The 19,546-nt window shown below is 69.1% G+C and carries 16 protein-coding genes and 3 pseudogenes; 18 read left to right on the top strand and 1 reads right to left on the bottom strand.

Annotation, left to right across the window (positions count from 1 at the left end; all coding sequences use genetic code 11):
• Positions 1-585: 585 nt before the first annotated feature.
• The 6 genes from BW730_RS06110 to BW730_RS06085 all read left to right on the top strand — a co-directional run bounded on the left by BW730_RS06110 (position 586) and on the right by BW730_RS06085 (position 7,743).
• A complete protein-coding gene (locus BW730_RS06110; protein ID WP_077685485.1) occupies positions 586-1,017 on the top strand; it encodes a hypothetical protein in 432 nt (143 codons plus the stop codon).
• 437 nt (positions 1,018-1,454) lie between these two features.
• The gene (aspS, locus tag BW730_RS06105) at positions 1,455-3,266 is read left to right on the top strand and encodes an aspartate--tRNA ligase (protein WP_077685484.1); all 1,812 of its coding nucleotides are present in this window, start codon (positions 1,455-1,457) and stop codon (positions 3,264-3,266) included.
• Between the two features lie 497 nt (positions 3,267-3,763).
• Positions 3,764-5,338: a PTS transporter subunit EIIC gene (locus BW730_RS06100; RefSeq protein ID WP_077685483.1), complete on the top strand. Its 1,575-nt coding sequence runs from the start codon at positions 3,764-3,766 to the stop codon at positions 5,336-5,338.
• Positions 5,335-5,850 carry a PTS sugar transporter subunit IIA gene (locus tag BW730_RS06095; RefSeq protein ID WP_226997100.1) on the top strand — a complete coding sequence of 172 codons (516 nt, stop codon included), beginning with the start codon at positions 5,335-5,337 and terminating at the stop codon, positions 5,848-5,850. Before BW730_RS06100 ends, BW730_RS06095 begins: the two co-directional genes overlap by 4 nt.
• Positions 5,851-5,945: 95 nt before the next feature.
• On the top strand, positions 5,946-6,806 hold the full coding sequence (locus BW730_RS06090) for a PRD domain-containing protein (RefSeq protein ID WP_158522492.1): 861 nt from the start codon (positions 5,946-5,948) through the stop codon (positions 6,804-6,806).
• A 49-nt stretch (positions 6,807-6,855) separates the two neighbouring features.
• A complete protein-coding gene (locus BW730_RS06085; protein ID WP_077685481.1) occupies positions 6,856-7,743 on the top strand; it encodes an HNH endonuclease in 888 nt (295 codons plus the stop codon).
• Here the strand turns inward: BW730_RS06085 and BW730_RS06080 are convergent.
• Positions 7,740-8,965: pseudogene (locus BW730_RS06080) on the bottom strand (multidrug effflux MFS transporter). The gene BW730_RS06085 and the pseudogene BW730_RS06080 overlap by 4 nt on opposite strands.
• A 129-nt stretch (positions 8,966-9,094) precedes the next feature.
• On the opposite strand from BW730_RS06080, the gene BW730_RS06075 reads away from it, so the two are divergent.
• From BW730_RS06075 to aroB, 12 genes and pseudogenes are all read left to right on the top strand, one after another.
• Entirely contained in the window at positions 9,095-9,589 is a 495-nt protein-coding gene (locus BW730_RS06075; protein ID WP_077685480.1) for a hypothetical protein, read from the top strand.
• A 28-nt stretch (positions 9,590-9,617) separates the two neighbouring features.
• Entirely contained in the window at positions 9,618-10,979 is a 1,362-nt protein-coding gene (locus tag BW730_RS06070; protein WP_077685479.1) for a replication-associated recombination protein A, read from the top strand.
• 88 nt (positions 10,980-11,067) lie between these two features.
• Positions 11,068-11,448: a DUF948 domain-containing protein gene (locus tag BW730_RS06065; protein ID WP_077685478.1), complete on the top strand. Its 381-nt coding sequence runs from the start codon at positions 11,068-11,070 to the stop codon at positions 11,446-11,448.
• A complete protein-coding gene (locus BW730_RS06060) occupies positions 11,445-11,678 on the top strand; it encodes a DUF6167 family protein (RefSeq protein ID WP_077685477.1) in 234 nt (77 codons plus the stop codon). The genes BW730_RS06065 and BW730_RS06060 overlap by 4 nt, the downstream gene beginning before the upstream one ends.
• Before the next feature lie 21 nt (positions 11,679-11,699).
• Entirely contained in the window at positions 11,700-14,351 is a 2,652-nt protein-coding gene (alaS, locus tag BW730_RS06055; RefSeq protein WP_077685476.1) for an alanine--tRNA ligase, read from the top strand.
• Entirely contained in the window at positions 14,344-14,805 is a 462-nt protein-coding gene (ruvX, locus tag BW730_RS06050) for a Holliday junction resolvase RuvX (protein WP_077685475.1), read from the top strand. Before alaS ends, ruvX begins: the two co-directional genes overlap by 8 nt.
• Positions 14,802-15,365, top strand: a complete 564-nt coding sequence (locus BW730_RS19940; protein WP_077685474.1) for an endolytic transglycosylase MltG — start codon at positions 14,802-14,804, stop codon at positions 15,363-15,365. Before ruvX ends, BW730_RS19940 begins: the two co-directional genes overlap by 4 nt.
• Before the next feature lie 50 nt (positions 15,366-15,415).
• A pseudogene (gene mltG, locus BW730_RS19935) lies at positions 15,416-15,925 on the top strand (endolytic transglycosylase MltG); the annotation flags it as partial.
• Positions 15,898-16,734 carry a shikimate dehydrogenase family protein gene (locus BW730_RS06035; protein WP_226997099.1) on the top strand — a complete coding sequence of 279 codons (837 nt, stop codon included), beginning with the start codon at positions 15,898-15,900 and terminating at the stop codon, positions 16,732-16,734. The pseudogene mltG and the gene BW730_RS06035, both read left to right, overlap by 28 nt.
• A 13-nt stretch (positions 16,735-16,747) precedes the next feature.
• A pseudogene (aroC, locus tag BW730_RS06030) lies at positions 16,748-17,945 on the top strand (chorismate synthase).
• The gene (locus tag BW730_RS06025) at positions 17,942-18,448 is read left to right on the top strand and encodes a shikimate kinase (RefSeq protein WP_077685472.1); all 507 of its coding nucleotides are present in this window, start codon (positions 17,942-17,944) and stop codon (positions 18,446-18,448) included. The pseudogene aroC and the gene BW730_RS06025 overlap by 4 nt, the downstream one beginning before the upstream one ends.
• Positions 18,445-19,524 carry a 3-dehydroquinate synthase gene (aroB, locus tag BW730_RS06020; RefSeq protein ID WP_145952745.1) on the top strand — a complete coding sequence of 360 codons (1,080 nt, stop codon included), beginning with the start codon at positions 18,445-18,447 and terminating at the stop codon, positions 19,522-19,524. The genes BW730_RS06025 and aroB overlap by 4 nt, the downstream gene beginning before the upstream one ends.
• Positions 19,525-19,546: the final 22 nt, after the last annotated feature.

Raw genomic sequence — 19,546 nt, 5'->3', positions numbered from 1 at the left:
CGACAAGCTCGACGAGCGGTGCTCGCCCTCGTTCCCCGAGCTGGTCGAGGGGTCGCCCGCCGAGCGCTCGCCGCCGGTTTCGGACGTCTCGACGAGCTCGACGAGCGGTGCTCGCCCTCGTCGACACGGTCACGTGTGCCGTTTCCCGAGGCTGGCTGGTTCGTTCCCCGAGCTTGTCGAGGGGTCCGCTCGCCGAGCGTCCGCCGTTGGTTTCGGACGTCTCGACAAGCTCGACGAGCGGTGCCCAACCTCGTCGACACACTCACGTGAGCGGTTCACCTAGCCCGTCGTGGGCCGATTCCCGAGGCTGGCTGGTTCGTTCCCCGAGCTTGTCGAGGGGGCCGCTCGCCGCGCGTGTGCTTGACGTTTCGGACGGGTTCGACGAGCGGACCGCGCGAGGAGAACTTGATCCTGATGCGCTGTTGGCACGCTGGCTGCAACACGGGGCTTCCCTGCGGCCATTGAGCGAGACGGTCGAACGTCGGCGCGACATCGCTCACTAGACATAGCCAGTTACCCGGCGATCGTGGTGGACTCCGGCGCGGGCGCAGGCGACAGAGAGATTCTGCTGAAGAGTCGGGTGTCATGAAGAAGGTGCTGATGGGCGCATCGCTGCTCCTCGTGGCCTGCAGCGTGGCGATCATGGTGATGCCGACCTACACAATGGTCTTCGGCGCAAATGGAGGAGGGCATGGCTACAAAACGTACCGGTGGTTCGATGGGTATCTGATCGTGTACTTCGACGTGGTCCCCGTCATCTCTCTGATCTGTGCCGTGGTCGCAGGAGTCGGTCTCATAGCGGGGTTCTGGGGGTCAAGGCGCTCGGGGTGGGTGGCCGTCCCCTGTGCAATCGCCGCTGGCCTCTTGGCGATCTTTGGCTACAACGAGAACCGTGCTTCGTATGCTTCCGGAGCGGGGGTGTGGGTGGCTCCGTTGCTGGCGTGCGTGGCGGCGATGTCCTGCGCGGTGTGGTGGATCGAGCGTAGAGGTGCCAAGGGCGACCCGAAGTCGTCATGACGGCTGGTACAAGGAGAACATCGATAGCCGCGGCGTGCCCGTGAGACGGATGCCGGCTGGCCGGTGACCCCGTGGTGGGCTGGCCGTCGGCCGCCCACGATGACCTGGCCCGAGGAGCCGTGTCTGGTCAGTTCGGATCCTTGGGATCGGACGTCTCGACAAGCTCGACGAACGGGACCGACACCTTCGAAGGCTGCCATGCACCGTTCCCCGAGCCCGTCGAGGGGTCCGCTCGCCGAGCGCGTGTGCGCCTGCCGATTCCCGACGAGTCTCGACAGTCTCGACGAGCCGCGCCTCGATCCCACCGCTGGGTCCTCCCGGCGGCTTCGGCCAGCGTCGACGCGGAATCCCGGGCGGTGGCGACCAGGGGCGGAGACGGTAGACTGTGCCGCTGCTGAGCTGCACCGTCTATGCAGCCCAGAACTGAAAGGAATACCGTGATCCGCACTCACGAAGCAGGCACGCTGCGCGCCTCCGACGTCGGCCAGGAAGTCACGCTCGCCGGATGGGTGGCCAAGCGCCGCGACCACGGCGGCGTCGCCTTCATCGATCTGCGCGACGCGTCGGGCATCTGCCAGATCGTCGTCCGGGACGAGTACCTCGAATCCGCAGGCATCCACGATCTGCGCAACGAGTTCTGCATCAAGGTCACCGGCGTCGTCGACGCCCGCACCGCCGAGAACGTGAACCCCAACATCCCCACCGGTGAGGTCGAGGTCGCGATCCGCGAACTGGAGGTCCTGAACCCCGCAGCGCCGCTGCCGTTCCAGATCGACGAGCGAACCACCGTCGGCGAGGAGGCCCGCCTCAAGCACCGCTACCTCGACCTGCGTCGGCCCCGCCAGCATGAGGCGCTCGTGCTGCGCTCGAAGGTGACCCACGTCATCCGCGACGTGCTCGACCGTAACAACTTCTACGACATCGAGACCCCGACGCTGACCCGCTCGACGCCGGAGGGCGCGCGCGACTTCATCGTCCCGGCCCGCCTGCACCCCGGCAAGTGGTACGCCCTCCCGCAGAGCCCCCAGCTCTTCAAGCAGTTGCTGATGGTCGGTGGCATGGAGCGCTACTACCAGATCGCGCGCTGCTACCGCGACGAGGACTTCCGCGCCGACCGGCAGCCCGAGTTCACCCAGCTCGACATCGAGATGAGCTTCGTCGACCAGGACGACGTGATCGCGCTCGCCGAGCAGATCATGGCCGCCTGCTGGGAGCTGATCGGCGTCGAGATGAGCCTGCCGCTGCCGCGGATGAGCTGGCACGACGCCATGAACGACTACGGCTCCGACAAGCCCGACCTGCGCTTCGACCTCAAGATCCGGGAGCTGACCGACTACTTCAAGGACACCCCGTTCCGCGTGTTCCAGGCCGCTTACGTCGGCGGCGTGGTCATGCCGGGCGGGGCCTCGCTGCCGCGTCGCCAGTTCGACGCGTGGCAGGAGTGGGCGAAGCAGCGCGGCGCCAAGGGCCTCGCCTACATCACGGTCGGTGAGGACGGCACCCTCGGCGGCCCCGTCGCGAAGAACATCTCCGACGCCGAGCGTGACGGCATCGCCGCGGCGATGGACGCCAAGCCCGGCGACGCGATCTTCTTCGGCGCTGGCGCCCGCGAGTCGTCCCAGGAGTTGCTCGGCGCGGCCCGCCTCGAGATCGGTCGTCGCACCGGCCTGATCGACGAGGACGCGTGGAGCTTCCTGTGGGTCGTCGACGCGCCCATGTTCAAGTCGACCGCCGAGGCTGAGGCCTCCGGCGATGTCGCGCTCGGACACAGCAAGTGGACGGCCGTGCACCACGCGTTCACCTCGCCCAAGCCCGAGTCGATGGACAGCTTCGACACGGACCCCGGCTCGGCGCTCAGCTACGGCTATGACTTCGTCTGCAACGGCAACGAGGTGGGCGGCGGATCGATCCGTATCCACCGCCGCGACGTGCAGGAGCGGGTGTTCAAGGTGATGGGCATCACCGACGAGGAGGCGCAGGCCAAGTTCGGCTTCCTGCTCGACGCGTTCTCGTTCGGCGCTCCGCCGCACGGCGGCATCGCGTTCGGCCTCGACCGCCTTGTGATGCTGCTCGGCGGCTTCGACACGATCCGCGACGTGATCGCGTTCCCGAAGAGCGGCGGCGGATTCGACCCGCTGACAGAGGCGCCGGCCGAGATCTCGGCCCAGCAGCGCAAGGAGGCCGGCGTCGACTTCAAGCCGGAGCCGAAGAAGGACGAGGCCGCCCCGGAGGCACCCTCGAAGGCCTGACCCATCCACCCTGACGGGGCGGACGCTGCGGCGTCCGGCCCGTCAGTGCGTCGGGGACCGGACCTCCGGTCGCCCGGCTCGGGACAGGTGGGAACAGGTCTCAAGTGGCCGAGCGGGGGCTGTCGTGCCTGGGCCCGATCCCTGCCGCCGGGCGTGTGTCCGACGTCAGCGGCGCCGCGGCGGAGCCGTGGGTTCCGGCGCACCCGGCCGTCATCGGAGACGGGCCGCAGATGGGTGATGGCTATTTCGCTCAACGTGAGTGAGCTTTGCTGATGGACACTACGCTGGCTCCCGACGTGCTGTTAGCGTGAGCGCACGCGCTAGCGGCGCGAGTCGTCGGGATTGTTACTGAAGAAGGCAAAACCTGAGGCGAAAGCTCGGCCCATGTTGGTCCGGGCACACCCTCACGACGACAGTGCCGACCGCCGCGTACACCACACCATCGGCGTCACCCGCGGAAGGCCTGTCCCCACCCATCGGTTCAAGGAGGACGCCAGATGACGACCAAGAATGTGGAACCAGCCACCAAGAAGGGCGGGCTGCGCATCCCGGGCTTCGCCCAACTCCAGCGCCTGGGCAAGTCGCTGATGCTTCCCATCGCACTACTTCCCGCCGCGGGCATCCTGCTGAGGCTCGGCCAGGACGACCTGCTCGGCAGGATCGACGCCCCTGTGATCGGCCCGTTCTTCGACGCCATGAGCGCCGCAGGCAACGCCATCTTCGCCAACCTGCCCCTGCTGTTCGCCGTCGGCGTCGCCATCGGCTTCGCCAAGAAGGCCGACGGATCGACCGCGCTGTCCGCGGTCGCCGGCTACCTCGTCATCGACGGTGTGTTCAAGTCCATGTCCCCGGTCGTCCTCAAGGGCGTCGTCGACAAGGCGGGCGACCAGGCGATGATCAACTACGGCGTGTTCGCGGGCATCATCGTCGGCCTGCTCACGGCCTGGCTGTTCGACAAGTACCACGACATCAAACTGCCGACCTACCTCGGGTTCTTCGGCGGTCGCCGCTTCGTGCCGATCGTGGTGTCGCTTGCCACCCTGATCACGGGCTTCGCGCTCAGCTACTTCTACCCGATCTTCAACGCGGGCCTGACCAGCCTCGGCCAGTTCATCGCAGCGTCCGGCTTCCTCGGGGCCTTCACCTACGGCTTCGTGAACCGGATGCTGATCCCGCTCGGCCTGCACCACATCGTCAACAGCTACATCTGGTTCATCTACGGCGACTACACCACCGCCAACGGCGTCGTCACGGGCGAACTGACCCGGTTCGCCGCGGGCGACCCGACCGCCGGTGCGCTGACCGCTGGCTTCTACCCGATCCTGATGTTCGGCCTACCCGCAGCGGCGCTCGCCATGATCCATGTCGCCAAGCCCGGCCAGAAGAAGATCGCGGCGGGCATCCTGACCGCCGCTGGCCTGACCGCCTTCCTGACGGGCATCACCGAGCCGCTCGAGTTCGCGTTCATGTTCGTGGCGTTCCCGCTGTACGTCGTGCACGCCGTGCTCACCGGCCTGTCGATGGCGATCGCCTATCTGCTCGATATCCATCTCGGCTTCTCGTTCTCGGCCGGCTTGATCGACCTGTTGCTCTACGGCTCGGCGCCGGCCGCGAAGAACATCCCGCTTCTTGTCGTGATGGGCCTGGCCTTCGCCGTGTTCTACTACTTCCTGTTCCGCTTCGTGATCGTGAAGTGGAACATGATGACGCCCGGCCGCGCAGACCTTGAGGACATCGAGGACGTCGAGGCCCAGGGCGATGGGCCGATCGGCGACGCCGCACGGGCAGAGCAGCTCATCGCGGCCTTCGGTGGCCGCGAGAACCTGCTGCTCGTTGACGCCTGCATCACCCGGCTCAGGATCGAGGTCGAGGACAAGGCCAAGGTCAACCAGGCGCGGCTCAAGGCGCTCGGAGCGGCGGGCGTCATCGAGGTCGGCAACAACGTCCAGGCGATCTTCGGCACCCAGGCCGATTCGCTGAAGGCCTCCATGCAGGCGGCCCTCGCGGCGAATCCGACCGCGCCCCCGTGGAGTTGGCGGCCGCGGCGAGCGCCCCGGTCGCCGAGACCGTGACCGAGACCGCCGTGGAGGAGACCGCCGAGGCGTCTCCCGCCACGGCGGCACCCAAGGGCGAGCCGGTCGGTCTCGTCAAGCCTGTGCTCGGCCACATCGTCACCCTCGAGGAGGTGCCCGACCCCGTCTTCTCCGGCCGGGTGATGGGGGACGGCTTCGCGGTGATCCCCACCGACGGCACCTTCCGGGCCCCGGTGGCGGGCAAGCTCATGCTGGTGGCCAAGACGCTGCACGCGTACGCCATCAAGGCCGACAACGGTGCTGAGGTGCTCGTCCACATCGGCATCGACACGGTCAAGCTGAAGGGCGAGGGCTTCATCGGCCTGCGCGACCAGGGCGACCGCGTCGAGGTCGGGGACCCGATCGTCCAGGTCGACATGGCCGCGGTGACCCCGCAGGTGCCGTCCATGGCGACCCCGGTGCTCGTCACGAACTCGAAGAAGTTCGCGGTCTCGGCCGTCGACCTCGGCGCCACCGACGGCGAACCCGTCGTCACCGTCACGCCCAAGTAGGCGCGTCGCACGATCCGCGGGCGGGGCTCACGCTCCGCCCGCGGTCTCGCGCCGGAACCGGCGTCGAGCAGGCAGGTACAGGCAGGATGGAGCCCATGGCGCCGGTCACCGTCAAGAAGGTGTACAACAACAACGTCGTCCTCGCGGTCGAGGACGACGGCACCGACATCGTCCTCCTCGGAAAGGGCGTCGGCTTCGGCCGCAAACCAGGGGACAGCGTCGACGGCTCCGCCGGGCAGCGGTTCATCTCCGACGCCACGTACCGCGCGACCCACCTCGCCGAGATGCTGGCGGGCGCCACCTGGGAGCAGGCGAGCGTGGCGCAACGGATCGTGGACCTGGCCCACCAACGGCTCGGCATCACCGTCTCGCAGGCCATCCTGCTGCCCGTCCTCGACCACCTCAGCTTCGCCGTCCGACGCGCAGAGGCGGGCCTCGAGATCGACTTCCCGCTGAAGTGGGAGGTCGCACAGGTTTACCCGGAGGAGGCGGCCGTCGGTCGCAGGGCCCTCGCGATCGCCAACCACGCGCTCGGCGTCCGGTTGCAGTCCGACGAATGGGTCGCCTTCGCGCTGCACCTCATCAACCAGCGGTGGGCGCGCGTCGACCTGGAGGGCGCACCCCGACTCACCGACGTCATCGAGGCCGCCTTCGTGGAACTGGAGCGGCGCTGGGGAACCCCGGTCGACCGGGCCAGCATGGGCGCCGCCCGTTTCGCGACCCACCTGCGCTACCTGATGGTGCGGGTCTCCGAGGACAGGCAACTGACCGACACCCCGATGGACATCATGGGCGCGATGCGCCTGTCGCAGCCCAGCGCGGCCGAGGCCGCGGAGCGTCTCGGTGTCGTCGTCGGGGAACGGCTCGGCAGATCGCTGACGGCCGAGGAGGTCGCCTACCTGGCGCTGCACGCCGGTCGCCTCCTGAACGAGGTCGATGCCCCGCGGGCGGGATGATTGTCGTGCCCACCTCACGGCCGTGGCTCCCGGTAGCTAGGCTGCCGGCATGATCGGTGAGTTGGCGGTGCGCGAGGCCCTTATGCGGTGGCTCGATGCCCGGACCGATCCCGTCGTCGACCAGCTGTTCCTCAAGGGCTTCGAGTATCAGGGCCAACGGATAGCCATCGCGGGACAGCAAGGGATCATGAAGCCGCGATCCCTGCAGGCAGCCATCTCGATCAGGACCGCCTACACGGAACCGACGCAGACGCCGCCCTACGCTGACTCCGTCGGAGCCGATGGCCTCCAGCGCTACAAGTACCGCGGCGACGACCCAAACCACTACGACAACCGGGCGCTCCGGCGCGCCTTCCAGGACCGGCTTCCGATCGTGTGGTTCGTCGGAGTAGCGCGGGGACGCTACGAGCCGATCTATCCGGTCTACGTGATCGCCGACGATCCGGCTAACCTCGAGTTCACCCTCGCCGTCGATGAGGGCCAGCGGCACCTGGGGACCGGGGATCTGTCCGTTGATGCGCGTGCCTACGCCCTGCGGCTCACCAAGCAGAGGCTCCACCAGCCGATCTTCCGTAGGCAGGTGCTGCTCGCCTACGACGGCAAGTGTTCGATCTGCCGCTTGAAGCATCTGGAACTGCTCGATGCGGCGCACATCCTGGCGGACGGGAAGCCGAACGGGCAGCCGGTCGTTCCGAACGGGATCTCATTGTGCAAGATCCACCACGCCGCCTTCGACGCCAACCTTCTCGGCATCCGGCCAGACCTCACTCTGCACGTCAGGGACGATGTGCTTCAGGAAACAGACGGCTGGATGCTTGCGGGAGGCATCCAAGGAGTCCACAACACGTCCCTGGAGATCCTCCCAAGGGCTCGGGCCCTGCGCCCAGACACAGAGAGGCTCGAGGAGAGATACGCCGAGTTCCTGGCGTACACCTAGAACAGGCGGCCGCGGGGCAGGGACCAGGGGCGGAGCACCAGCCACAGCGCGACCGTCGCCAGGGACGAGCAGATCAGCATCGCGGTGCCCATCGGGACGGCGCTGGTCATGGGTACCGATCCGATCAGTGGGCCGACGATCGAGCCGACCGACATGGTGCTGGCGCCGAGCAGTGACGACGCCGTGCCCGAGCGCTCGCGGTGGTTCTGCAACACGAGCAGTTGGGTGCACGGCGCCGAAGAGCCGAACCCGGAGGTGAACAGGAACAGCGCGGGCACGAGCGGTACGTACCCGACGTCGGCCGCGTTGATCGCGAGCACCGCCAGCGAGGCGAGCACCATCAACCCGGTCGACCCGACAAGCACCCAGTGCGGGCCGAACCGCTGCGCCAGGCGGCTTCCGCTCTGGACGCCGATGAACACACCGCACGAACAGATCGCGAAGACCGCGCCGAATCCCTGCGCGCTGAGCCCATAGACCGACTGCAGCAGCACCGAGGAACTCGAGACGTAGGAGAACAGCCCGCCGAAGGAGCAGGCGGCGACCAGGATCCCGCCGAGCGAGACGCGGTCGCGCAGCACGACGCCGAAGCCGGTCATCAGCGCGCCGAGCCCGCCGCGCGTGCGCTGCGCAGGGGGCCTCGTCTCCACCGTCATCACGATGATCAGCGCCACCACGAGCGCCCCGTAGCCCGCGAGGCCCCAGAAGATGCCCCGCCACGGCATCACCGTGACCATCCAGGAGCCCACGATGGGGCGACGATCGGCGCGAGGCCGGAGATCAGCGCCAGGCGCGACAGCATCACCACGAGCGGGCGACCGGAGAACAGGTCGCGCGCCATCGCCATCGCGACCACCGCACCGCCCGCCGCGCCGACGCCCTGCAGCAGGCGCATCCCGATCAGGAAGTCGACGTTGGGTGCGATCGCCACCAGCACCGACGAGGTCACATGCAGGCAACTGCACACGACAAGCGGCCAGCGGCGGCCCAGCCTGTCGCTGAGCGGCCCGACGATCAACTGCCCGAGGGCGAAGCCGATGGTCGTAGCGGACAGCGTGACCTGGACCTGCGCGTCGGTCAGCGACCAGTCGGCCTTGATGGCCGGGAACGCGGGCAGGTACAGGTCGATCGTGAATGGCCCAAGGCCTGTGAGGAGGCCGAGGGTGATGATGATGGCGATGCGGCGTCGGCGCGAGAAGCGCCTGCCGAGATCCGATTCCATGGGGTGTGCCTAGAGATAGTGGCGCGCAAAGACAAACATCAACGATATGTGCCAGTTCAACTATCTGCAAAGGCGCCTCCGAAAGACGTCAGGGATGGCCTGAGCCGGGATCGGCTCACAATTGGTTCCATGCTCGAACTGCTCCTCCTCCTGCTGCTCGGTCTCCCGGCCCCGAACGATGATCCGAAGGTGGATCTGGGCGACCCGCCGGCCTTCACCGGCACGCAGGTGACAGCCGCCGACGAGGCCCAGACGACGCACGCAGGGGGCTGCGAGGCCCGCCTAGGGACCGGCGGCCCCGTCCAGTGGCGCTTCATCCCGACCACCTGCGCCGACGGCGAACGCGGCGGCGCGCAGGAGGGGCAGGGCATCCCCGGCGTGGACATGGACACCCTGATGACGCTCACGTACCAGGACCTCGAGGAAGGTGTGCAGCGCGGCCAAACGACGCTGCCCACCTATGTCTGCACCAACGGGTGCGAGAACTACCAGTCCCGCACCGTCGTCTACCGGGTTGATGCCGAGCGCGACGGGTTCCTGATCGGCACCGTCAAGCAGGGCCTGGTCGACGACGCGGACTGGGAGACGTGGCTGGACGGCATCGCGTTCGACCTCGACGCGTGAGCAGGTCAGGCGCGGGTAGAGTGACGGCGTGTCTGTCGACCTGTTCGGAAACCTCGACCCCGAGCCACCCCAGCGTGGCGGCTCGCTGAGCGACGCGACGAACCCCCAGGCGCCGCTCGCCGTCCGGCTCCGCCCAAGAAACCTCGACGAGATCGTCGGCCAGCAGCACCTGCTCGCTCCGGGATCGCCGCTGCGGAGGCTCGCAGATGGGCAACCCATGTCGGTGTTCCTCTGGGGTCCTCCCGGCGTCGGCAAGACGACCATCGCCTCTGTCGTCTCGCAGGCGACGCAGCGCCGGTTCGTCGAACTCTCCGCCGTCACCGCAGGCGTGAAGGAGGTGCGTGCCGAGATCGAGGAGGCGCGCAGGCAACTCGCCAGGGGACGCGCCACTGTGTTGTTCGTCGACGAGGTGCACCGCTTCTCCAAGGCGCAACAGGACGTGCTGCTGCCCGCCGTCGAGAACCGCCTCGTCACGCTGATCGCCGCGACCACCGAGAACCCGTCGTTCTCGGTCATCTCGCCGCTGCTGTCGCGCTCGCTGCTGCTTCGCCTCCAGCCGCTCACCGACGACGACCTGGTCGCCCTGCTGCGGCGGGCGCTTGTCGACGACCGCGGGCTGAGCCCCAGGTCGGGCGACGCGTTCGAACTGGACGACGCCGCGCGCGACATGATCGTGCGACTCTCGGGCGGCGACGCCCGCCGCGCCCTGACGTACCTCGAGGAATCCGCCGCCGCCGCCGACTCGCTCGGCGGCACCCTGATCGACCAGGCCGCCGTTGAATCTTCGGCCGACCGGGCCGCCGTCCGCTACGACAAGGACGGCGACCAGCACTACGACGTCATCTCCGCGTTCATCAAGTCGATCCGAGGCTCCGACGTCGACGCATCGCTGCACTACCTCGCCCGGATGCTGGAGGCGGGGGAGGACCCCCGATTCATCGCGCGGCGCCTGATGATCTCCGCCTCCGAAGACGTCGGGATGGCTGCAAGCAACGTGCTGCCGATCTGCGTCGCCGCCGCGCAGGCGGTGCAACTGCTCGGCATGCCGGAGGCGCGGATCACGCTAGCGCACGCCACCGTCGCAGCGGCGACCGCGCCGAAGTCGAACGCGGCCTACGTTGCGCTCGACAAGGCGATCGCGGACATCCGCGAGGGCAAGGGGACCGGGGTGCCCGCGCAACTGCGCGACGCCCACTACTCGGGTGCCAAGAAGCTCGGCCACGGCGAGGGCTACCGCTACCCGCACGACTACCCGCACGGCGTCGTCGCGCAGACCTACCTGCCAGAGGACCTCGAGAAGGCCCGCTACTACGAGCCGACCGACAACGGCCAGGAGGCCGTCATCGCCGAACGGGTGCGCGCGCTGCGCGATCTGCTCGGACGCGACTGAGGCGCGCCCTCCGCGCAGGCCCGGCCCACCACGCGACGACAGCGGCGGCGCCTGCTCAACCGGCAGGCCGTCGGCTAGAGTTGCGCGCATGACCGTTGGTGAAATCGCTGGCCTGATCGCGGCCGTGGCGCTCTGCGTCTTCGTCGCGCTCGCGGCCGTGCCCCTGCTCAAGCTCGGCCGAACCCTCGACGAGGTGCGACTCGCCGTGCGTGACGTCGGGAGCAACTCCGTGCCGATCCTGCAGGAGTTGAAGGGCACCGTCGTGGCCACCAACGACGAACTCGCAAAGCTCAAGGTCGTCACCGAGGACGCGTCGCGCGTCTCCGGGCACGCCACAGTGGTCAGCGAGAACGCCGCCCAACTCTCCACGCTGTTCGCCGCGACCCTCGGAGGCCCGCTCGTCAAGACCGCCGCCTTCACCTACGGCGTCCGGCAGGCCTTCCAGGGCCGGAAGCGGGTCAAGCGATGAGCCGCTTCTTCTGGCTGCTCCTCGGTGCGGGCCTTGCCGTGTTCGTGGTGCTCCGTGGCCGCGAACTGATGCACCGCCTCACCCCACAGGGCATCTCGCAGCAGGTGGAGAAGAAGGGCCACGAGGCCGCCGCCAGCTTCGGCGACTTCATGGGCACCTTCCGCTCCTCGATGGCCCAGCGGGAGGCCGAGCTCCGCCACGAGCTGAACATCCCCGCCAACAACGACTGAACATCCCAAGGAACTCTCCATATGAAGACCTCCGAGATCCGGAGCAGGTTCATCGACTTCTTCGCGAAGCATGACCACGTCGACGTGCCAAGCGCGTCGCTGCTGTACAACGACCCCACCCTGCTGTTCGTCAACGCAGGCATGGTGCCGTTCAAGCCCTACTTCCTCGGCGACGAGCCCGCCCCCTACGCCCGCGCCGTCTCCGCCCAGAAGTGCGTGCGCACGCTCGACATCGACGAGGTCGGCAAGACCACCCGGCACGGCACGTTCTTCCAGATGCTCGGCAACTTCTCCTTCGGCGACTACTTCAAGGAGGGCGCGATCCGCTTCGCCTGGGATCTCGTCACCGGCAAGGAGCAGGACGGCGGCCTCGGCTTCGACCCCGAAAAGGTCTGGGTGACGGCGCTGTACGGCGACCAGGAGACCATCGACCTGTGGCTGAAGGTCGGCATCCCGCGCGAGCGGATCCAGGAACGCGGCCTCAAGGACAACTACTGGCACATGGGCGTCCCCGGCCCCGGCGGGCCCTGCTCCGAGATCTACATCGACCGCGGGCCCGAGTTCGGCGCTGACGGCGGCCCCGAGGCCGACGAGGACCGCTTCCTCGAGATCTGGAACCTGGTCTTCCAGCAGGAGGAGCTCTCCGCGGTGCGCGCCAAGGACGACTTCGACGTGCTGCGCCCGCTCCCGCACAAGAACATCGACACCGGCGCGGGCCTGGAGCGCATCGCGCTGCTCAAGCAGGGCGTCGCCAACATGTACGAGATCGACGAGGTGTACCCCGTCATCGCCAAGGCGGCCGAACTGTCGGGCAGGCGCTACGGCGACGACCCGACTGACGACGTGCGCTTCCGCGTCGTCGCCGACCACGTCCGCTCGAGCCTGATGCTGATGACCGACGGCGTCACCCCCGGCAACGAGGCCCGCGGCTACGTGCTGCGCCGACTGCTGCGCCGCGTCATCCGCGCCATGCGCCTGCTCGGCGTCAACGATCCTGTGCTGCTCGAACTGCTGCCCGTCTCGCGGGACCTGATGCGCGTGTCGTACCCCGACATCGACGCCAACTGGCCGCGCGTCGCGGAGGCGGCCGAGGCGGAGGAGAAGTCCTTCCGCCGCACCCTGCAGTCGGGCACCGTCATGTTCGACACGGCGGTCGACGCCGCAAAGGGCGAGCACGCCACGACCCTGTCTGGCGACAAGGCGTTCCAGTTGCACGACACCTACGGCTTCCCGATCGACCTGACCATGGAGATGGCGGCCGAGCAGGGCCTCACCGTCGACCGTGCCCAGTTCGACGCGCTCATGAAGGAGCAGAAGGAGCGCGCCCGCGCCGACGCGAAGGCCAAGAAGGGCGGCGCCGCCAGCCTTGAGGCCTACCGCGAACTCCGCGAGGCGGGCGAGGTGCCGTTCCTCGGCTACACCGACCTCGACGTCAACACCACGGTGCGCGGCATCGTCGCCGACGGTGCCGCGGTCGACCGCGCTCTGGACGGCACCACCGTCGAGATCGTGCTGCGGGAGACCCCGTTCTACGCCGAGTCCGGCGGCCAGGACGCCGACCGCGGCGTCATCGTCGGCGACGGCTTCAACCTCAACGTGATCGACGTGCAGCGCCCCGTCCCCGGGCTGGTCGTGCACCGCGTCGAGGTGCTGGGCGAACTGCCGCTTGGTGCGACCGTCGACGCGCGGGTCGACGCCGCCGCCCGGCACGGCGCGAGCCAGGCGCACACTGCGACGCACATCGTGCACGCCGCGCTGCGCGAACTGGTCGGCCCGACGGCGACCCAGGCCGGCTCCTACAACAAGCCCGGCTACATGCGCTTCGACTTCTCCGCAACGCACGGCCTCAGCGAGGCGCTGAAGGCCGAGATCGAGGGCCGCTCCAACGAGGCGATCGCCGCCAACTACGCGGTCTCGGCGCAGGAGATGCCGCTAGAGGAGGCAAAGGCGCTCGGCGCGATGGCCATGTTCGGCGAGAAGTACCCGCCGCTGGTGCGGATGGTCGAGCTTGCCGGCCCATGGTCGCGCGAGTTGTGCGGCGGCACGCACGTCGGCACCACCGCCGAGATCGGCATGCTCAACCTGCTCAGCGAGTCCTCGATCGGCTCCGGTGTGCGCCGCGTCGAGGCGCTCGTCGCGGGCGACGCGTTCTCGAAGTTCGCGGCCGAGCGGGCGCTCGTCACCGCGCTCACTGACACGCTGCGCGTGCAGCCCGACCAGGTCGTCGGCCGCGTCGAGAGGCTGATCGGCCAACTCAAGGACGCCGAGAAGCAGATCGCCAAGCTGAACGCGGAGAAGCTGCTCGCCGGGTCGGCCCAGCTCGTCCAGCAGGCCGTCGACGTCAACGGGGTCCGCTACCTCGGCGTCGCGACCCCTGGCGTCGGGGGCGGCGAACTGCGCACGCTCGCGATGGACCTGCGCGACCGGCTCGGCTCCGAGCCCGCCGTCGTCGCGCTCGTCGGCGGGGCAGACAAGCCCGCCGCGCTGGTCGCCACCAACGCGGCCGCCCGCGACCTCGGCCTGAAGGCCGGTCAACTGATCTCGCTCGCCAGCGCCGCACTCGGCGGCAAGGGCGGCGGCAAGGACGATCTCGCCCAGGGCGGTGGCACCGACGCGTCGGCGGCCCCGCAGGCGATCGCGGCCGTCCGCTCGGCGCTGGAGACGCGTGGCTGACGCGCCCCGACTCGGGATCGACTGGGGCAAGGCCCGCATCGGGGTGGCCGCCGCAAACGCGGGCACCACGTTCGCCTACCCCGTCGAGACCGTGCAGGCGGGCCCGGACGAGGCGCGCCGCCTCGTCGCGCTCGTCGAGGAGTACCGGGCGGAGGTCGTCTACATCGGCCTTCCCCTGACCCTCGCGGGGGAGCGTGGCATCGCCGCGCAGTACATCGAGGAGAAGTCCGTCGCCCTCGCCGCCCTGATCGCACCGGTTCCGGTGCGTCTGGTCGACGAGAGGATGAGCACGGTTTCGGCATCGCGTAGCCTAGGAAGCGCGGGCCGCAAGGCCAAGCAACAGCGAAAAGTCATCGACCAGGCCGCCGCCGTGGAAATCCTGCAGCGCGCCCTGGACGCCGAGGAGCGTGACGGCGCACCTGTGGGGTTGAGTGTGATCGAGGAGGAACGGTGAGCCCAGCGTTCATTGACAACGACGGACGCCTGAACTGGCGCAAGATCGGGTATCACGCCCGCAGCGCCTTCGCCGTGCTGCTCGCGATCGCGGTCCTCGGTGGCGGCGGCTGGTTCGTCTACAGCAAGGCAAACGACGCCTACGTCGAGTGGCGAACGCAGGACGACTACATCGGCGATGGCACCGAGGCCGTCGAGGTGCTGATCCCCGCAGGCGGCCCGACGCCCACCCAGATCGGCGACCTGCTGACGGAGGCGGGCGTCGTCAAGTCGACCAAGACCTTCCGCAAGGTCGCCATCGAGAGCGGCCGCTGGTCCGAACTCAAGGCAGGCCGCTACAAGGTCAAGAAGCAGCTGCCCTCAGAGACAGCCCTCGACATGATCCTGGACCAGAAGAACCTCGTCGTGCTTGACGTGCTCTTCCAGGAGGGCACCACACTGGCGGAGCAGCAGCAGATCGTCCTCAAGAAGGACAAGTTGGACGTCAAGGAGGACGCCCTCACGGCGGCCTACGACGGCACCAAGTACACGAACCTGCCCGACTATGCGGGGGCAAGCTAGAGGGCTTCCTCTTCCCCGCCAAGTACCAGGTCGCCGAGCCGGTCGATCCGGTCGCGATCGTGACCACCCAGCTCAAGCAGTACGGCAACATCGCGGGCAAGCTCGACCTGGTGAACCGGGCGAAGGAACTGGGCATCACCCCGATGCAGGCCGTGACGACCGCGTCCATCATCGCGGCGGAGGTGCCGGACAAGGACGATCAGCCGATGGTCGCCGCCGTCATCTACAACCGCATCAAGAAGGGCATGATGCTCCAGATGGACTCGACCGTGCACTACGCGGTCGGCAAGTCCGGCAAGGTCACTACGACCGCGGAGGACCGCGCCAACCCGTCGCCGTACAACACCTACGTGCACACGGGATTCCCACCCGGCCCGATCAGCAACCCAGGCGAGACGGCGCTCGCCGCCGCGCTGCAGCCCGCCGCCACGGACGCGCTGTTCTTCGTGACGGTGAACCCGTCGACGGGCGACACCCGCTTCGCGGCGACCGAAGAGGAACACCAGGCCAACGTCAAGCTGTTCCAGCAGTGGTGCTCGGAGAACAAGGGCTCCTGCTGATGTTCGCGGGCGTCGTCGGCGACCCGGCGGGCCACTCCCTGTCTCCCGCGATCCACCGCGACGGATACCGCTCCAACGGGCTGGAATGGCGCTACGACGCCTACACCGTCACCGCAGAGGAGCTCGACGGCTTCGTCACGGCCCGCCTCGACGACCCCGCGTGGGCCGGGCTGAGCGTGACGGCGCCTCACAAGGAGGCGATCCTCGCCTACGGCGCCCCGGACGAGGCCTCCCGCTTGGTCGGTGGAGGAAACACGCTCGTCTTCGGCGCAGAGCCAGCCGTCTACAACACCGATGTGCCCGGCTTCGCGGTGGCGTGGCGAGCCCACGGCCTCGCCGACCCGCGCCGCGCAGCGCTGCTCGGCAACGGTGCGACCGCGCGTTCCATCGTCCTCGCGCTGGCCCGGATGGGGCTGCGCGAGCTCGTGGTGCTCGCCCGTCGACCCGAACGGGCCGCCTCCCTGATCAGCCTGGCAGCCGACCTCGGCGTCGACGCGCAGGTCCGACTCCTCGGCGACGCCGTCGAACCGGTCGACCTGGTCGCCAGCACCATCCCCGCCGACGCGGCGGCACCGCACGCCACCGACCTGGCGGGCTCCGCCCGTGTCGTGTTCGACGTGGTCTACGACCCGTGGCCCACCCCGCTGACCGACGCAGCCGCCGTCGAGGGTCGAATGGTGCTCAACGGCCTGGACCTGCTCGCCGGGCAGGCCGTCGACCAGTTCAGGCTGCTGACGGGGCACGCCGTCACCTTCGAGCAGTGCCGTTCGGCAGCCGGTCGCGAACTGAAGCGACGCGCGTCACTCTGACACAATGGCGGTCATGCTTCGATACCTGACCGCCGGAGAGTCTCACGGCCAAGCCCTCATCGCGACCATGGAGGGCATCCCCGCCCACGTCCAGGTCGGCGTCGAGGAGATCGCCGAGAACCTGCGCCGCCGCAGGCTCGGGGTCGGACGCGGCGCCCGGATGAAGTTCGAGGCCGACGAGGTCACGCTGCTGGCCGGGTTCCGGCACGGCGAGACCCTCGGGTCGCCCATCGCGATCCAGGTCGGCAACACCGAGTGGCCCAAGTGGCAGCAGGTGATGGCCCCAGGCGAGGTCGACGAGGACGTCCTCGCCGCGCTCGCCCGCAACGCGCCCCTCACCCGCCCGCGCCCTGGTCACGCCGATCTCGCGGGCATGCAGAAATACGACTGGGACGAGGCACGCCCGATCCTGGAGCGCGCCTCCGCTCGGGAGACGGCGGCCCGCGTCGCGCTCGGCACCATCGCACAGGCGTTCCTCCGACAGGCCTTCGGCATCACGCTGCTCAGCCACGTCGTCGAGTTCGGGGCATCCGCGCGACCCGCGCCGACCTGCCGACGATCGACGACCTCCCCGCCATCGACGCCGACCCCGCCCGCTGCTTCGACCCGGAGGCCTCACTGGCCATGCAGGCCGAGGTCGAGGCCTGCCACCGTGACGGCGACACCCTCGGCGGCGTCGTCGAGGTGATCGCGTGGGGGCTGCCGCCGGGCCTCGGCTCGCACTCGCAGGGAGACCGGCGCCTCGACGCGCGCCTCGCGGGCGCCCTGATGGGCATTCAGGCGATCAAGGGCGTCGAGGTCGGCGACGGCTTCGAACTGGCCCGCACCCGCGGCTCCCTCGCACACGACGAGATCGTCCCGGCCGGTGGCGGGGGAGTATCCCGCGCGTCGCACCGATCCGGCGGCACAGAGGGGGCATGTCGACGGGCGAGGTGCTGCGCGTGCGCGCCGCCATGAAGCCCATCGCGACGGTACCCCGGGCGCTGCGCACCATCGACACCACCACGGGCGAGGAGGCCAAGGCGCATCACCAGCGCTCCGACGTGACGGCGGTCCCCGCCGCGGGCGTCGTCGCCGAGGCGATGGTCGCGCTGGTGATCGCGGAGGCTGCTCTCGAGAAGTTCGGCGGCGACTCCGTCGGCGAGGCCCGCCGCAACTACGAGGGCTACCTGGCCGACGTCAAGGCACGCGGATTGGAGATCGGCCGATGAGCATCGTCCTGATCGGCGCCCCGGGCGCCGGAAAGTCGTCCGTCGGCAGGCGACTTGCCCGAAAGCTCGGCAAGACCTATGTCGACGTCGATCACCGCATCGAGGAGGTGATGGGCAAGCCCATCGCCGAGATCTTCGCCGACGAGGGGGAGACCTACTTCCGCGCCCTCGAGCAGGAGGCGACCGTCGAACTGCTGGACACCTTCGACGTGCTGTCCCTCGGTGGCGGCTCCGTCATGAACCCCGAGATCCGTTCGGCGCTCGCCGGCCACGACATCGTCTGGCTGAAGGTCTCCATCGGGCAGGCAAGCCGCCGGGTCGGCCTGAACACTGCACGGCCACTTCTGCTCGGCAACGTGCGGGGCCGGCTAATCGAACTGCTGCGCGAACGCACCCCCGTCTACGAGGCCCTCGCCACCCAGATCATCGAGACCGACGGCCGCGGCTCCTCCGAGATCGCCGACCAGTTGGCCCGCGAACGCGGGTGGGACGGGCAGCAGTGAGCGGCGCCGTCGTCCGGGTCGAGTCGGGGCTCGGACCCTACGACGTGACCATCGCGGGCGGCGCCCTCGCGGCGCTTCCCTCCCTCGTCGCGGACGCCAGCCGGGTCGCCGTCATCCATCCCGCGCCGCTCGCGGCGCTGGCCGAACGGGTCGCCGCGCTGGTCGATCGCCCCGCGACGCTGATCGCCGTGCCGGACGCGGAGGCCGCCAAGACCCCGCAGGTGCTCGCCGACTGCTGGGACGCGCTCGCGGCGGCCGGGTTCACCCGCAACGATCTGGTGATCGGCGTCGGCGGCGGCACCACGACAGACCTCGCAGGCTTCGTCGCCGCCTCCTGGCTGCGTGGCGTCGGCTACGTCAGCGTCCCGACGTCGGTGCTCGGCATGGTCGACGCGGCGGTCGGCGGCAAGACGGGGATCAACCTGACGGCGGGCAAGAACCTGGTCGGCGCGTTCTACGAGCCGCGCGCGGTGCTGTGCGACCTCGATCTGCTCGGCGGGCTGGCCCCCGAAGAGGTCGCCTCCGGGCTCGCGGAGGTCGTCAAGTGCGGCTTCATCTCCGACCCGGAGATTCTGCGACTCGCCTCGGAGGACCTCGCAGACAGCCGCGACGTGACCAGCGACCGGTTCGCCGAACTCGTCCGCCGGGCGATCGCCGTCAAGGCGGGGGTCGTCGCCGCGGACTTCACCGAGGCCACCTCCGTCGGCGACAACGTCGGGCGTGAGGCCCTCAACTACGGCCACACCCTTGGCCACGCCATCGAGAAGCACGCGGGCTTCACCTGGCGGCACGGCCAGGCGATCAGCGTCGGGATGGCCTGGATGGCGCGCGTCTCCCGCGACCTGCTGGGCCTCGACGACGACACCGTCGCGCTGCACGACGAACTGCTCGGCGGGCTCGGGCTACCACTCAGCTACCCGGCACCGTTCTCCGACCTCAGACCCATCATGAGCCTCGACAAGAAGGCCCGCGGGTCGTCGCTGCGGCTGGTCGGGCTCCGCGCCGTCGGGTCCGTCACGGCGCTCGCCGACCCGGACGAGGACGTGCTCTCCCGCAGCTACGCGGAACTTGTCTGAGGCAGCCTCTAGGCTGTCGCGC

The organism is Tessaracoccus aquimaris, from assembly GCF_001997345.1.
GTDB classification, from domain to species: domain Bacteria; phylum Actinomycetota; class Actinomycetes; order Propionibacteriales; family Propionibacteriaceae; genus Arachnia; species Arachnia aquimaris.
This window is presented reverse-complemented; position numbering and strand designations above follow the sequence as displayed.